Origin of the sequence: Pseudoalteromonas piscicida, assembly GCF_002208135.1 — a bacterium.
Lineage (GTDB): Bacteria > Pseudomonadota > Gammaproteobacteria > Enterobacterales > Alteromonadaceae > Pseudoalteromonas > Pseudoalteromonas piscicida_A.
In genome coordinates, this window is the sequence record NZ_CP021647.1 from 76,141 (window position 1) to 90,184 (window position 14,044).

At 42.9% G+C, this 14,044-nt stretch carries 12 protein-coding genes and 1 pseudogene; 9 read left to right on the forward strand and 4 right to left on the reverse strand.

Translation table 11 applies throughout. The features are described 5' to 3' along the window. Positions 1 to 2 precede the first annotated feature (2 nt). The 9 genes from B1L02_RS18875 (at position 3) to B1L02_RS18915 (ending at position 10,538) form a co-directional block, all read left to right on the forward strand. Positions 3 to 3,131: an efflux RND transporter permease subunit gene (locus B1L02_RS18875; protein ID WP_088532359.1), complete on the forward strand. Its 3,129-nt coding sequence runs from the start codon at positions 3 to 5 to the stop codon at positions 3,129 to 3,131. Between the two features lie 56 nt (positions 3,132 to 3,187). Then, positions 3,188 to 4,072, forward strand: a complete 885-nt coding sequence (locus B1L02_RS18880; RefSeq protein WP_088532360.1) for a cation diffusion facilitator family transporter — start codon at positions 3,188 to 3,190, stop codon at positions 4,070 to 4,072. 107 nt (positions 4,073 to 4,179) lie between these two features. Beyond that, positions 4,180 to 4,698 carry a hypothetical protein gene (locus B1L02_RS18885; RefSeq protein ID WP_088532361.1) on the forward strand — a complete coding sequence of 173 codons (519 nt, stop codon included), beginning with the start codon at positions 4,180 to 4,182 and terminating at the stop codon, positions 4,696 to 4,698. A gap of 14 nt (positions 4,699 to 4,712) precedes the next feature. Continuing rightward, the gene (locus B1L02_RS18890) at positions 4,713 to 5,324 is read left to right on the forward strand and encodes a superoxide dismutase (RefSeq protein ID WP_088532362.1); all 612 of its coding nucleotides are present in this window, start codon (positions 4,713 to 4,715) and stop codon (positions 5,322 to 5,324) included. Positions 5,325 to 5,658: 334 nt separating this feature from the next. Further along, entirely contained in the window at positions 5,659 to 7,017 is a 1,359-nt protein-coding gene (locus B1L02_RS18895; protein WP_088532363.1) for an AlkA N-terminal domain-containing protein, read from the forward strand. Further along, complete coding sequence (locus B1L02_RS18900) at positions 7,014 to 7,475, forward strand: methylated-DNA--[protein]-cysteine S-methyltransferase (RefSeq protein WP_088532364.1); 462 nt, start codon at positions 7,014 to 7,016, stop codon at positions 7,473 to 7,475. Before B1L02_RS18895 ends, B1L02_RS18900 begins: the two co-directional genes overlap by 4 nt. 72 nt (positions 7,476 to 7,547) lie before the next feature. After that, complete coding sequence (locus tag B1L02_RS18905) at positions 7,548 to 8,324, forward strand: substrate-binding periplasmic protein (RefSeq protein WP_088532365.1); 777 nt, start codon at positions 7,548 to 7,550, stop codon at positions 8,322 to 8,324. 56 nt (positions 8,325 to 8,380) lie between these two features. Continuing rightward, positions 8,381 to 8,959: a thymidine kinase gene (locus B1L02_RS18910; protein WP_088532366.1), complete on the forward strand. Its 579-nt coding sequence runs from the start codon at positions 8,381 to 8,383 to the stop codon at positions 8,957 to 8,959. Between the two features lie 181 nt (positions 8,960 to 9,140). After that, on the forward strand, positions 9,141 to 10,538 hold the full coding sequence (locus tag B1L02_RS18915) for an ATP-binding protein (protein WP_088532367.1): 1,398 nt from the start codon (positions 9,141 to 9,143) through the stop codon (positions 10,536 to 10,538). 161 nt (positions 10,539 to 10,699) lie between these two features. Here B1L02_RS18915 and B1L02_RS18920 read toward each other — a convergent pair whose 3' ends face one another. The 4 genes and pseudogenes from B1L02_RS18920 to B1L02_RS18930 form a co-directional block, all read right to left on the reverse strand. After that, positions 10,700 to 11,440, reverse strand: a complete 741-nt coding sequence (locus B1L02_RS18920; RefSeq protein WP_232003213.1) for a M16 family metallopeptidase — start codon at positions 11,438 to 11,440, stop codon at positions 10,700 to 10,702. Positions 11,441 to 11,612: 172 nt separating this feature from the next. Further along, positions 11,613 to 12,422: a M16 family metallopeptidase gene (locus tag B1L02_RS24655; protein ID WP_223192196.1), complete on the reverse strand. Its 810-nt coding sequence runs from the start codon at positions 12,420 to 12,422 to the stop codon at positions 11,613 to 11,615. A gap of 132 nt (positions 12,423 to 12,554) precedes the next feature. Beyond that, positions 12,555 to 13,058: pseudogene (locus tag B1L02_RS24660) on the reverse strand (M16 family metallopeptidase); the annotation flags it as partial. Positions 13,059 to 13,400: 342 nt separating this feature from the next. Beyond that, on the reverse strand, positions 13,401 to 13,742 hold the full coding sequence (locus B1L02_RS18930) for an insulinase family protein (RefSeq protein WP_088532370.1): 342 nt from the start codon (positions 13,740 to 13,742) through the stop codon (positions 13,401 to 13,403). Between the last annotated feature and the right edge of the window lie 302 nt (positions 13,743 to 14,044).

Genomic DNA, 14,044 nt, shown 5'->3' on the forward strand with positions numbered 1-14,044 from the left:
TCATGTTTAATCGAATTATCGATTGGTCTGTAAACAATCGGCTTCTAATTGTGCTTTTTTTATTCGTCATCACGGCAACTGCTAGCGTGACTATTCCAAAACTCAACTTAGATGCGTTTCCCGATGTAACGAACGTGCAAGTTGCAGTGAACACCGAAGCGCCAGGACTTGCTGCGGAGGAAGTTGAGCAGTTAATCACCTATCCAATCGAAGCCGTTATGTATGCCTTGCCGGATGTACAGCAAGTGCGTTCAATCTCTAAAACCGGGCTATCCGGTGTTACGGTGGTTTTTAATGAAGGGACCGACATCTATTTTGCCAGACAGTTGGTATTTGAGCGCCTCCAAGCCGCTAAAGAGTTGATCCCAAGCGGTGTTGGGACGCCTGAGATGGGACCAAATACGTCAGGACTTGGTCAAGTATTTCAGTATATGCTGATGAGCGAGCCTAATTCCGAGTACGATGCAATGGCTCTGCGTAGTCTCAACGATTGGGTAGTCAAGCTGTTAATTATGCCAATTGACGGGGTAACTGATGTATTGGCGTTTGGCGGTGATGTACGCCAATATCAAGTCAATATCGACCCCAATAAACTCCTGGCTTATGAGCTGACTCAGCAAGATGTTGTGAGTGCCATTGAACGTAATAACCAAAATGTCGGCGGCTGGTATCTAGAGCGTGGTCAAGAGCAGTTGGTGATCCGTGGAACCGGTTGGTTTCAAAGTGGGGAGAAAGGGATACGAGAAATTGCCGATGTGCCTGTTAAAACTATTGATGGCACGGTAGTGACTGTTGCTCAGGTTGCTACCGTATCGATTGGCGGAGAAATCCGTCAAGGCGCGGTGACTATGTCTAGAAAGCGAGAGTCCGGTGAGGTGGAACAGCTCGGTGAGGTTGTAACTGGGATTGTGCTCAAGCGTATGGGGGCAAACACCAAAGCAACCATAGATAGCATTAACAACCGTGTAGAACTCATCAATAAAGCACTCCCTGAAGGGGTAAGGTTCGAGCCTTTTTACGATCAGTCTGATTTGATCAGTAAAGCAGTACAAACCGTCGTTGAAGCCTTGGCACTGGCATTTATTTTTATCGTTGTAGTGCTCGCGCTGTTTTTAATGAACCTTAGAGCGACGTTTTTGGTTCTCATTTCAATCCCTATTTCAATTGCCATTGCACTCGTCGTTATGGCATGGCTTGGCGTATCGGCCAACTTGATGTCGCTAGGCGGTATCGCAGTGGCGATTGGTATGCTAGTCGATGGCTCAGTGGTGATGGTAGAGAACATTTTTAAACACCTGACGAGGCAAAAGGAGAGTGTTGACTACTCTGTAGGGCTCATCGTTGAGCTTGCAGGAAAGGAAGTGGCAAGACCAATCTTCTTTGCAGCTAGTATTATTTTAGTGGTATTCACTCCGTTATTTAGTTTTGAAGGGGTTGAAGCCAAACTGTTTCAACCTATGGCAATCAGTATCATTTTGGCTGTTGTTGCTGCGATATTTGTGGCCCTTATCATTGTGCCAGCGCTTGCGACCTACTTATTTAGGCATGGCGTTAAAGCGCGAGAGAGCGTTATTCTCGTCGCCCTAGAAAAAGGCTACCGCTGGACGTTAAATCGAGTGTTGCATAGGCAGAAGCTGTTGCTGGCGATAGTTGTATTATTGATTGCGGCGGCCGGTTTTACGTTCACCAAAATTGGCACCGAATTTGTCCCAGAGCTTGAAGAAGGCACCATCAACCTTAGGGTAACACTTGCTCCCTCAGCAAGTCTTGAAACCGCGCTTAATGTCGCGCCTGAACTGGAGAAAATGCTACTTACATTCCCGGAGGTAAATTACGCCCTCAGCAGAATTGGTCGCGCGGAGATCGGTGGCGATCCTGAGCCGGTAAATAACATTGAAATCTATATTGGCCTTGCACCGGTTGCACAGTGGCAAAGCGCGAGTAACCGCTACGAATTACAAGCTTTGATGGAACAAAAGCTATCGGCCTATCCCGGCTTACTCTTTAATTTCTCACAGCCTATTGCGACGCGTGTCGATGAATTACTCTCAGGCGTTAAGGCGCAGCTGGCGATTAAACTGTTTGGCCCTGATTTGGCTGTGCTTGCAAAAAAAGGTAAGGAAATTGAAGCGGCCGTGGCGCAAGTTGAAGGGACTGAAGGCGTTCAACTTGAACAAATAGCAGGTGAGTCACAGCTGATCATCACTCCAAAACGTCAAGCGTTATCTCGCTACGGTTTGGCAGTTGGAGATGTTATGGCATTAGTGCAAGATGGGATCGGTGGCAGTAAAGCGGGGCAGGTCATCAACGGTAATGAACGCTATGATATCTACGTGCGCTTGGCACCTCAGTACCGTAGAAGCAAACAGAGCATTGAAGAAATACGCTTGCAATCGAGTTCGGGGGCGTGGATCCGTTTGGCTGATGTAGCTAATGTTGAATATCAATCTGGCCCGCCCCAAGTAAGGCGGGATGATGTTCAACGTCGAGTCGTGATCCAAGCTAATGTGCAAGGTCGAGATATGGGCAGTGTAGTGAGTGATATCCGCGCTGCTATTGATGGGAAAGTTGACTTGCCGACAGGCTATGGTGTTGAAATAGGTGGTCAATTTGAAAACCAGCAGCGAGCACAAAAACGTTTGGCAATCGTGGTACCGCTATCTTTGGCATTGATAGCACTCCTGCTTTACTTTGCATTTGGTTCAATGGCTCAAGCTGCGCTTATTTTAGTGAATGTGCCACTTGCGGTGATTGGCGGAGTATTTTCTTTATATATCTCAGGACAATACCTATCGGTACCAAGCTCGGTTGGGTTTATCACCCTATTCGGTGTCGCGGTACTTAATGGTGTGGTTATGGTTGAGAGCATAAACCAGCGATTGGCTGCGGGAGAGCCGCTTCATGCAGGTGTCTTTGAGGGAGCAATTTCAAGGCTTAGACCCGTGCTGATGACTGCGATCACCTCAGCACTGGGACTTATTCCCATGTTGCTATCGACAGGCGTGGGTGCTGAAATTCAAAGGCCACTTGCCAGCGTAATTGTCGGTGGATTATTAACATCAACCTTGCTGACTTTGTTTGTATTGCCAGCACTTTATCCACTATTCTCAAAGCAAATTAAAAATTCGTAATGACCTGGGGGTCGATGAGTTCGGCCCCATCTTCGAATAAATCAATAGGATTGAGTATGTCTCACGCACATCATCACCATCATGGAAACAAGCTCGGTTGGGCTGTATTTGTTAATATTCTGCTGAGTGTCGCGCAGGTCGTTGGCGGTATTCTATCAGGTAGCCTGTCTTTGGTTGCTGATGCGCTACATAATTTAAGTGACGCCGGTGCGCTTATTATCGCGTTAGTTGCGCAAAAAGTTGCAAGAAAGCCGGCCTCTCTGGAGCTCACTTATGGCTATCAACGTGCTGAAATAATCGGGGCGTTAATTAATAGCGCGACACTCATTGTTGTTGGGGTCTACCTGCTGTTTGAAGCGATTTCTCGATTTTTAAATCCAGAGCCTATTGATGGCTGGATAGTGGTGTGGCTCGCGGCCTTAGCGTTAGTTATCGATGTTATCACAGCGCTTATTACTTATTCTGCAGGTGCAAAAACCAGCCTAAATATACGTGCGGCATTTATTCACAATGTTTCTGATGCTGCGGCTTCGGTTGCGGTGATCGTGGCTGGAACATTAATCATCTTATATCAATGGTATGTGGTGGATCTTATTGCCACTGTATTGATCTCCGCATACGTGATTTACCATGGCGTTGAACTGAGTAAAAGTAGTATTAGAATCCTCATGCAGGCGACACCAGATAATATTAATATTCAAGAGGTTAAGGAATATCTTGAGACTCAAGAGAATGTTAAGACAGTAAGCCATATTCATGTTTGGCAGCTCAATGAGCATGAATATATTTTAGAGGCGCAAGTTGTCATTACGTCCTTGAGCGACCAAAGCACGCTAGCACGGTTAAAAGAGGGGTTACAGTCGCGGTTTGGATTGTTGCATACCACACTTGAATTAACCGAGGACTCTTTGATAACACATCAGTGTGTAGAAATTAAATAAATACAAATGAAAATAGTTTGCATTAATGTTTATGTGATCGTATAGTGCCTAAATAGCTCATACTGGTTTGCTTGCACAAGTAAGCTAGATTGGTAAAAGGGTAAAATATGAAAAATCGCATGGACCTTAGTGCAAATCGCTTAGCAAGCGGAGCTCGCACATTATCTTCAGTGTTGTCACCTTGGCAAGCTAAAATACTCTCAGGTAATCAAGCATATCAAGCGCAAATATTCCTGCGTGCCCGTGACGAATATCAGGTCGCATTGACACTTGCGACAGGTATTTTAGATGAGTTTTTATTATGCCAAAAAGACAGTGTCGTAATGAGTGCCATAGCGCACAGTTTACCTGCCGTCGTGGTATCCGCGCATAATCTAGCTGACACCTTTATTGCCCTTGACCAACCAAATAGAGCGTGCCAGCAACTTGTTTCAATCCATCTGAAGATACATGCAACCTACCTTGAATATAATGACGAACTTGCGCCTATCGTCTTGCATCATTTACATAAAACTCGGCAAGAGCTGATCTATTTTGCAAAACGCTATCCTCATTTACCTGAGCTTATTCATCAAATTAACGAAGCGATGCTGGTAACACACCTGCATTCTCGCGTTTTACATTAACATTTGGAGGTCGAATGGCTTATACCTTACCTGAGTTACCTTACGCATATGATGCACTGGAACCACATATCGACGCGAAAACGATGGAGATCCATCATACTTTGCATCATCAGACTTATATCAATAAAGCAAACGCAGCGTTAGAGGAGACGGAGTTTGCAGGTGAAGATACCGAAATGTTGCTGAGAAACATTAAAACGTTACCTGAAAACTTACAAAAAGCAGTGCAAGAACATGTCGGCGGGCACAATAACCATAGTTTGTTCTGGCAAATTATGACTCCGAATTATGCGCCTTTATGTGATGGGCCGTTAAGACAAGCGATAGAAAATGAACTCGGTGGTTTTGATAGCTTTAAAACTGAGTTTACAAACGCTGCTGTCAGTCGATTTGGCAGTGGCTGGGCATGGTTAGTTGTAGATGAGAATGGCAAACTTGCGGTAACGAGTAGTCTCAATCAAGACAGCCCTTACATGGAGCAGCATAGCCCAATATTAGGTTTAGATGTGTGGGAGCATGCCTATTATCTCAAGTATCAAAATCGTCGACCAGAATACATCGCCGCTTTTTACAACGTCATCAATTGGTCTGAAGTTGAGCGAAGATATAGTCAAGCAATAAGTTAGTACTTTTTCCTCAGTTATTTAACCTGAGGTTTGGGTAAGTAATGAGCTAACATATAGTTTTAAAATTTATCTTGAATGACTTTCTGTCTAGCCAGAGAGTTTTAGGGATAACAAGGCGAATTTACGCATTAATAGCGGGCTATTGGAAGTGAATTCAACGCAGTTAGCGCTAAAACTGGCTGCTAGAAAGGCATTAGTTATCCGAAGCTCAGGTTAGAAAGCCCCTAGTGGGCTTTTTTCATGAATACTCCAAACATGGTTGAGTACCAAAAATGGCTAGTTTGCTAGTGTGATAGCTATTAGACTGAGTGAAAACGAAGTACGAGCGAAAGTCATGTATACACCAGAGGTTTGTTCTCAAGCTAGAAATAGTCGCGACGCTAGATTTGATGGGTTGTTTTTTGTTGCGGTAAAGAGCACAGGCATTTATTGTCGGCCAATATGTCCAGCACCTGCTGCAAAAGAAAAGAATGTTGAGTATTTTCAATTTGCCCACAATGCTGCGCAAGCAGGCTTTAGACCTTGTATTCGCTGCCGCCCCGACAGCGCGCCTGGTAGTTATGCATGGCTTGGCACGGAAACAACTGCAGTCAGAGCCAAAAAGTTAATCGATGAAGGTGCCTTAATACGTCATTCGACAGAAGATTTAGCCGATAGATTAGGCATTTCGGTCCGATACTTAAATAAAGTATTCAATCAATATTTTGGCACGAGCCCCAAACAATATGCACTTTATAAGCAATGTGACTTAGCTAAGCAGTTATTACAGCAAAGCGACCTTGCAGTGACGGAAGTCGCGTTTGCCGCTGGGTTTAACTCATTGCGACGTTTTAATGATGCATTCCAAAAACTATATCAGTTATCACCAAGTCAGCTTAGAAAAGACGCGGGAAGTGGCTCTGCAATCGCGATTTACTTGTCCTATCGACCACCGTACAACTGGGACAAAATGCAGCAGTTTTTGGCGATGAGAATTGTACCAAGTATAGAGTGGTTATCAGAACACAGTTATGGGCGAACAGTGATGATACAAGGTGAAAAAGGGCGTTTCACCGCGACTATCGAGCCTGAAAAACATCGCTTTAAAGTGGATATCGCGCTATCTGATCTATCCTTGTTAGTTCCTATGATTGCACAGATCAGACGCGTGTTAGACTTAGATGCAGACACGGGCTTTATTGAGTCCCACCTTCATGAAGCAGCGCCCGACTTGCCGCTACAAGAGGGGCTCAGATTACCCGGGATCTGGAGCGAATTTGAAGCGGGAATGAGAGCTATTTTGGGTCAACAAATTAGTGTTCAAGCGGCGAGAAACTTACTTGCTTTATTGGTCGAAACTCATGGTGAAGTAGCTGATGATGGTATGCGTTACTTCCCCAAACCTCAGGCCGTATTTGATAGTGATCTTGCCTTTTTTAAAATGCCACAGCGACGAAAGGCCGCTATTAACGCTTTCGCTGCGCAATATGTGGATTCGGAACATGTTGAACTTGATAACTGGTTAAAAATTAAAGGTATAGGACCTTGGACTGTCGACTATGCGAAAATGCGTGGATTGAGTCACCCAGACATTTACTTGGGTGGTGACCTGGGTGTGAAAAAAGCAATGGAAAAATCCTTAAAAACAATAGATCTCGAAAAATGTGCCCCTTTTCGTTCTTATTTAACATTTCAACTATGGCAACAATTATGATTGAAACTACATTAGTATCGCCCACTGGAGAGTGGATAATACAAGCGTCCAACGATGGTTTACGATATGTTGGCTTTTTTCCAAACACGCGCTACGAGCAAGGGGAAAACCAGCATACAGAAACGGCAAAAAAACAGTTAAATGAATACTTTGCTGGCAAACGTAAACGCTTTGATGTAGCGCTTGATGTAGATGGTACACACTTTCAAAAGCAAGTGTGGCGAATACTAGCACAAGTTCCGTTTGGAGAAACGTACACCTATGGTTGGATTGCAGAGCGTTTAGGCAATAAAAATGCCGTTCGTGCTGTTGGGGCTGCGAACGGCAAAAACCCAATCAGTATCATCGTACCTTGTCATCGCATTATTGGTGCAAATGGCAAACTAACAGGATATGCTGGTGGACTAGAAGCAAAAGCGTGGTTATTGCAACACGAGGGAGTAAGCTTCAAAAAATAGAGTATACTTGAAAGAACAACAGGCCCTAGTAGTCAATCGTTGTTATTTCGATTTACTACATGTTTGGAGTGAATGTTGAAACTGCCATTTATTGTTTTTTGCGTTTTTACTTCGTGGGCCAGCATGGCGACGGAGATCCGTTTTTGCTATGAAGATAAACACGCTCCACCTTTTATCCATGGTGCAGGACAAACTGTACCATCGGCAAATCAGGGGGTCACGATCCAGATAGTGCAACAGCTTGATAAGCATGTAAAAGAGGTAAACTTCACTTACATTCGAATGCCATGGCGACGTTGTTTGCATGAGTTGGAAAGTGGCAAAGTTGATGCTGTAGTGGCAAGCCATCGAGAATCTAGAGAAGCGCTAATGGCGTATCCAAAAAATCCTGATGGCACTATTGCGCAGCAATATGCAATTAATCGGATCAGTACATGTTTGCTCAAAAGCAAAACCAATAAAACAACACTAAATCTGAGTAAAGAAATAGAGCTTGCAGTCCCTCGCGGCTACGCTATTCGAGAAAATATGCCTAAGCATTTTGCCATACTTGAAACCGATTCGTTAGAGCAGGCTATTGCACTGGTTGAAAATGAATTACTTGATGCGACCATTGGCCTTTGCCAGATCGGTAATATGCCAATCATATTATCGCCCCCCTTTAACCATTTAGAAGCGGTTTTTCCACCGTTAGAAACGTCGTTTGGTTTTATGGCATTTTCTGAGCAGTTTTATCAGCAGCACCCTGAGTTAAGCTGGAAAGTGTGGCGTGCAAGTCAGCTTATTAACCTCGATACCTTATATAGTGAGTACCTGCGTTCACAACCCACCCAAATGGATAAGCAATAGATCTTTTAATCGTTAGCCAGTAAACTAGCGCGAATTTTTATTTCGAAATATCTATTATGGCCCAGCTTTATTTTTACTATTCGGCAATGAATGCCGGTAAATCGACGACTTTATTGCAGTCGGCATTTAACTATCGAGAGCGAGGCATGCGCCCGTTTATTATCACTGCTGCAATTGATAACCGTGCTGGTGTGGGGAAAGTCGCATCACGTATTGGCTTAGAAGCTGAAGCGCAGGTTTTTGAAAGTCAAACAGATGTAAAAGCATTGCTGATGTCTGCCCATAACGAAAGTAAAATTGATTGTGTATTAGTAGATGAGTGCCAGTTTTTAACAAAATCCCAAGTCGCAGAGCTGACGGATATCGTAGATGAGCTGCGGATCCCAGTATTATGCTACGGTCTTAGAACTGATTTTCGTGGCGAGCTGTTTGAAGGGTCACACTATTTGCTAGCATGGGCAGATAAATTGATTGAGCTAAAAACCATCTGTCATTGCGGTCGTAAAGCAAACAGAGTGCTTCGCACCGATGAGTACGGCAAGGCCATTGCGGATGGCGATCAAGTTGTGATTGGTGGTAACGATAGGTATGTTTCTCTTTGCAGAAAACACTATAAAGACGCGTTAAGGGCATAAGCAAATTTAAACTAAGTGTACTGCAAAGCGCGGCTTCTTAACAGTACACGTTCTATTTTATAGCCACTCAGTATTTTTTCCTACCATAGTGCTAAATTTATACGATTTTTTGGTTCGAATTATTTGGTAAACCTGCGGTTTTGTACCATCCTTAAGAGATAAGAGTAAGGGTGTCACTTTAATGAGTCAACAGCAGCCATTATCTTTCTTAAACGTTTCAGAGCCTGATGAACCGAAACGAGACGAGTCTATATCTCCCTGGGTCGTATTGATTGTCGACGATGAGCCTGAAGTTCATGATGTGACCAAACTTGTGCTAACAGCCTATCGATTTGAATTAAAACCGCTCGAGCTGCTTCATGCCTACAGCAAAAAAGAAGCGATTGATATTCTAAGCAATCGAGATGATGTTGCATTGATCTTACTCGACGTCATCATGGAAAGTGAAGAAGCGGGTTTAGAATGTGCGCAATACATACGTGAAGAACTTGGTTATCATAACGTAAGAATAGTACTTCGCACTGGTCAGCCCGGCAGTGTGCCTGAACACGAGGTTATGCTGCGCTATGATATCAATGACTATAAAAATAAAACCGACCTCACCAAATCTCGCCTATTTACTATGTTAACCAGCTCGCTGCGTTCTTATCGAGATTTAAATCGACTTGAGTTGTTGACCGATGAACTAACCAAACTTAACGAAGGATTGGAAGAAAAGGTCAAGCAGCGCACCTTTGAACTTGAATCGTCAAATGATGCCTTAAGAGAGGCATATAACCGTATTTCTGAGCAGCAGCAAGCCTTGGTCCAATCTGAAAAGCTCGCCTCAGTAGGACAGTTTGCTGCGGGTGTAGCCCATGAAATTAATAATCCGCTTGCGTATTTAAAAAGTAACTTAGAGTTTGTACAAAGTTCGTTGGTTAAGTTGTATCGAGCTTGGCAATTTTTGGCAAATAATTCACAGCTTTCTCCTGAATGCGCAAAATCGCTGAGTGAACTGGAACAAGAATATCAGCTAAACTGGGCCCTGAGTGAAAGTGACGATGTGATGGCTGAAATGCATTCAGGGCTCGACAGAATTCAACTGATTGTTAAAGAGTTGAGTGTGTTTTTTGAGAGCAATCAAACTCAGTTTCAGCAAGTAGAGTTTTACTCTCAAATTATGGATTCTGTGATGATTAATTTGGAGTTGGATGGTATAAATTTGAGCTTGATTGAATTTGAGAAAGGAGGACAATTTGAAATACATTGTGCGCCAGCACTCCTAGAACACAGTATTTACTGTCTCATAAAGAATGCTCTAGAGAGTACGGGTAGAATGCGTAAGACCATTAAAATCACCACAAAAGTAGAGGATCAAACGTTGACTATTGATATCTTCGATTGTGGTGAAGGGATTGCGGATAAACTGGTACATCGAGTATTTGATCCGTTTTATACCACGAAAGCCTCAGAAAAGCATGTGGGGCTTGGGTTAACCATTGCATCTAACATTATCAAGTCACATGGTGGAGAGCTATCCTTAACATCTGCCCTAGGTAAAGGCACAAAAGCGACCGTCAGGTTGCCCTTGAGCTGATTGTAAGCATCTGCCTTTAGTTCGTGGTCCACTACGTTGAATTTGTTCGCAACACAAATTTGCCTTGTATTAAGTCAGATAGGAATAGCACTCTGTTTAGAGTTGTGTGGTTTTAGTGAAGTTATGAATTTCAATTAGGTAACTAATTTCTTATCTTCAGATTAATTTAACGTTATCACTTCACCAAGATCCAGCTGTCGAAGTCTTTTGGCCTGACTTTTAGCATCACCCACCACATATATCAGTTTCTTAGGGTTGATATATTGTTTTGCAAACATCTTTATATCATCAACTTGTAAAGTTTTTACTTGCTCGTTTCGTTGCTGTACAAAGTTGTAAGCTAAATTCAAAGTACCTATTTGCTCAAGCAAGGCGATTTTAGCGCTTAAAGTCTCAAAGCGCCTAATATCACTTCTAAGATAGTAATTCTTAGTTGTGATTAAATCAGCTGTAGTAAACGTGTCTTGATATTCCTCTAGTATCTGTTTAATCAATACTAGAGACTCAAGTGTTACGTTGCTTCGCACATTTGATTTAACCATAAATAATGATGAGTGGGGAGTAGCATCAAACTCAGATTGAATACCGTATGTGTAACCTTTATTTGCTCTAACCTGCTGAACCAGGCGAGAAGAAAACCCACCACCGCCAAGGATATAATTCATCGCTGTCGCGTTAAAGTAGTCAGTGTGATTTGCTTTAAGTGACGGATGAGCAATGAGTAGTGTTGATTGCTTTGCCTGTGGAATATCATAAAAATATACTGCAGCAGAATTGATTGTGTTTGGCTCAGGTAAATTAGGAAGTGTTACCTTTGATGCGGACCAGTTATCAGTTAGTTGTGCAAGAGACTTTTCAATCTGTGCGTGTTTGACTGCGCCCGCTATATATAATTTTGCCAATTGCGGGGCTATATTTTTTTGGTGGTAGGCTTTTATACCAATTAGTCTTAATACTTGCTCAATTTGAAGGAACAAATCTGACGCTAACTGCGTTAAAAATTTCTCATTTAGAACAACTAAATAGCAAAATTTTCGCCTAGTTATCGACAAGATTTTCTCGCCTCAAAATAGATCACTTAATTAAGCTAATTGGTATTAGGTCATCAATTGTGATCTTCGAGATACTCTCTTCTGTGCCAAGAGTATTATTTGCTAACGGGTGATGTTTTGGGTATACAAGTCTGTATAGTTGTTGTTTGGCGATAGCTTCTGGATCTGCTGATGCTTGTTGTAGTTGTCCAGCTACAGTTTGTTTCGCAAGTTCAAACTCGGTTAAATCCCATCTCGGTTGAGTCAGTATTTCACCGATTAATGCCATTGTGGTTTCATAATTACTTGCCAGGGTACTTGCTTTTAGCACTATTTGCTCGCGCTCAGCTGTTACTGTGATGGTTGAGCCTAGCTGTCTAATCTCTTTGTTTAACTCTTCAGCTGATTTTGTCGCTGTCCCCCGGGTCAGCATATTTGCAACTAAGTTAGCGGTGCCATTTTTATCTGGCGACTCGAGTAACAATGCACCATCGATAGTAAGTTTTATTTCAACCAATGGCACTTCGTCACTGTATAACGAAAAAACCTCTAGTCCATTTTTTAACTGAGCTGTTTTTACATCTGGCGTTGGTATTACCGGAGTTTTTCCAAACTCGGGTTCAATGGAACGATCAAAGCTAGATGGTGTTTTGCTAATCTGGAGTGGCTTGGCTGTATCGAGTTCGCTGATGTCTTCAAGGTTGATCTGCTCTTCTTTAATCACTGCCTTTTGGGCGGTGTCAACAGCGAGTTTTTTACTACCTTTAGGTACAAAACTAGTTGAAACAAAAGGCTTATTCTTTAGGTATGTGTTATAAACACGCCAGATATCGTCTGCGCTGACTGCACGCATCAAGTCAATTTCTTTATTAATGTATCCAGGATCATTTAGCAGCAAATTGTAATCGGCAAGCGCGACGCCTTTATTTACAACACTTGATAGATTCCGATAATACTCAGTTTCTATACCCACTTTTACGCGATGAAGATCGTCTTGTGAAAATGCTTCTGTTTCGAAGCGCTTTAGCCCAATTTCAATCGCTTGCTCAACTTGATCTAAATCGACACCGTCATAGGCGGTTATCATCATGAGTAACTCGCCAGCTAATTCAGAGCGGATATCAAGTAGCATTAAACCAGAGCTTAATTTCTGCTTCTCAACGAGCTCATTGGTTACAGGCGCTTGGTTGCCATCAGTTAACAGCTTAATTAGCACATCCATCGCATAGCTATCTCGGTGAAAACGCGGCATAGAAGGCCAAGCTTGTGTTAACTGAGGAACTTGCGCAAAACTATCTTCATGATAGCGCTTTTTGCTGCTTGTCAACACGATAGGTTGCTTAGGTTGAGGTGAAACTTCCGGTCCTCTTGGAATATCGTTAAAATATTTTTCGACCCAAGCTTTTGCCTGAGCACTATCAAAATCTCCAGAGATGACTAATGTAACATTATTCGGTCCGTACCAACGTTTATAGAAGTCTTTGACATCTTCGACAGTAGCGCTAGCTAGATCCTCAAGGGAGCCTAATGGTAGCCAGTTGTAGGGATGATCTGCTGGGTATAAGTTTTTGGTGAGAACATCGAATACATGACCGTAAGGTTGGTTAGTGACGCGCTGGCGCTTTTCATTCTTTACTACTTCTTTTTCTTGTTGGAGAACAGGGGGGTTACGGTGTTTATGAAATAACCCAGTCTATCGGCCTCTGCCCAAATCATTTTTTCCAACGCATCATTGGGTACCGTTTGCATGTAATTCGTGATATCTCGGTTAGTTGACCCCTTTGCTCCGGACCCCCACACGAGCACTGAGTTTATCTAATCCGCCTTTACCTCAGTTTTCTGACTCTAAAAACAGCAAATGTTCAAACAAGTGAGCAAAACCAGTTTTGCCTACCTTTTCACGTGCGGATCCGACGTGCGCTGCTAACGTAACCGCAACAACAGGAGCAGATCTATCTATATGGAATATAACTTCTAAGCCATTAGCGAGAGTAAACTTTTCAAATTCAACATAGAAAGGCTGATTAGGCTTTTCTGAAGGGGCTGAGGTTGGCATTCTAAAAGGGGGGCTGATATTTGTGTTAGAGGTTGAGCATCCTGAAAGAGTAAGAAGGCTTGCTGAGATGGCAAGCGAAAGTAGTGTAAAGTTCATTAATTTAACTTCCGCTTTCATTTAATTGACAATTTAAAGTTTCCATGACCTTTTGTCCAGATAGGGAGAGTGATGTTCAGAAGTTTTCCACTAGGGTACTGTAACATGTCCGTCGCGGACACTTTTTCTGTCCGCGGACACTTTTTTCCATCTTTCAAATTTGAATAATTCAATATAATCAGCGTCTTAAGTTTTGGCACAAAGTTCGCCTCTATTACTGCATACAGACTAATAAAGAAGATACGTTATGTGGTTAAGTACTGCTTTTTTAATTTCACCCTTGATGATGTTGGCTGTAGCAACGGTCGTGGCGGTATTTGACT

Excerpts from the sequence above, each read along its gene's own strand:
- B1L02_RS18885 (WP_088532361.1), top strand. The coding sequence starts at position 4,180 with ATGAAAAATCGCATGGACCTTAGTGCAAATCGCTTAGCAAGCGGAGCT.
- B1L02_RS18900 (WP_088532364.1), top strand. The coding sequence starts at position 7,014 with ATGATTGAAACTACATTAGTATCGCCCACTGGAGAGTGGATAATACAA.
- B1L02_RS24655 (WP_223192196.1), bottom strand. The coding sequence starts at position 12,422 with ATGCGTGCAGTCAGCGCAGACGATATCTGGCGTGTTTATAACACATAC.
- B1L02_RS18910 (WP_088532366.1), top strand. The coding sequence starts at position 8,381 with ATGGCCCAGCTTTATTTTTACTATTCGGCAATGAATGCCGGTAAATCG.
- B1L02_RS18905 (WP_088532365.1), top strand. The coding sequence starts at position 7,548 with ATGTTGAAACTGCCATTTATTGTTTTTTGCGTTTTTACTTCGTGGGCC.
- B1L02_RS18890 (WP_088532362.1), top strand. The coding sequence starts at position 4,713 with ATGGCTTATACCTTACCTGAGTTACCTTACGCATATGATGCACTGGAA.
- B1L02_RS18880 (WP_088532360.1), top strand. The coding sequence starts at position 3,188 with ATGTCTCACGCACATCATCACCATCATGGAAACAAGCTCGGTTGGGCT.
- B1L02_RS18875 (WP_088532359.1), top strand. The coding sequence starts at position 3 with ATGTTTAATCGAATTATCGATTGGTCTGTAAACAATCGGCTTCTAATT.
- B1L02_RS18895 (WP_088532363.1), top strand. The coding sequence starts at position 5,659 with ATGTATACACCAGAGGTTTGTTCTCAAGCTAGAAATAGTCGCGACGCT.
- B1L02_RS18915 (WP_088532367.1), top strand. The coding sequence starts at position 9,141 with ATGAGTCAACAGCAGCCATTATCTTTCTTAAACGTTTCAGAGCCTGAT.
- B1L02_RS18930 (WP_088532370.1), bottom strand. The coding sequence starts at position 13,742 with ATGAAAGCGGAAGTTAAATTAATGAACTTTACACTACTTTCGCTTGCC.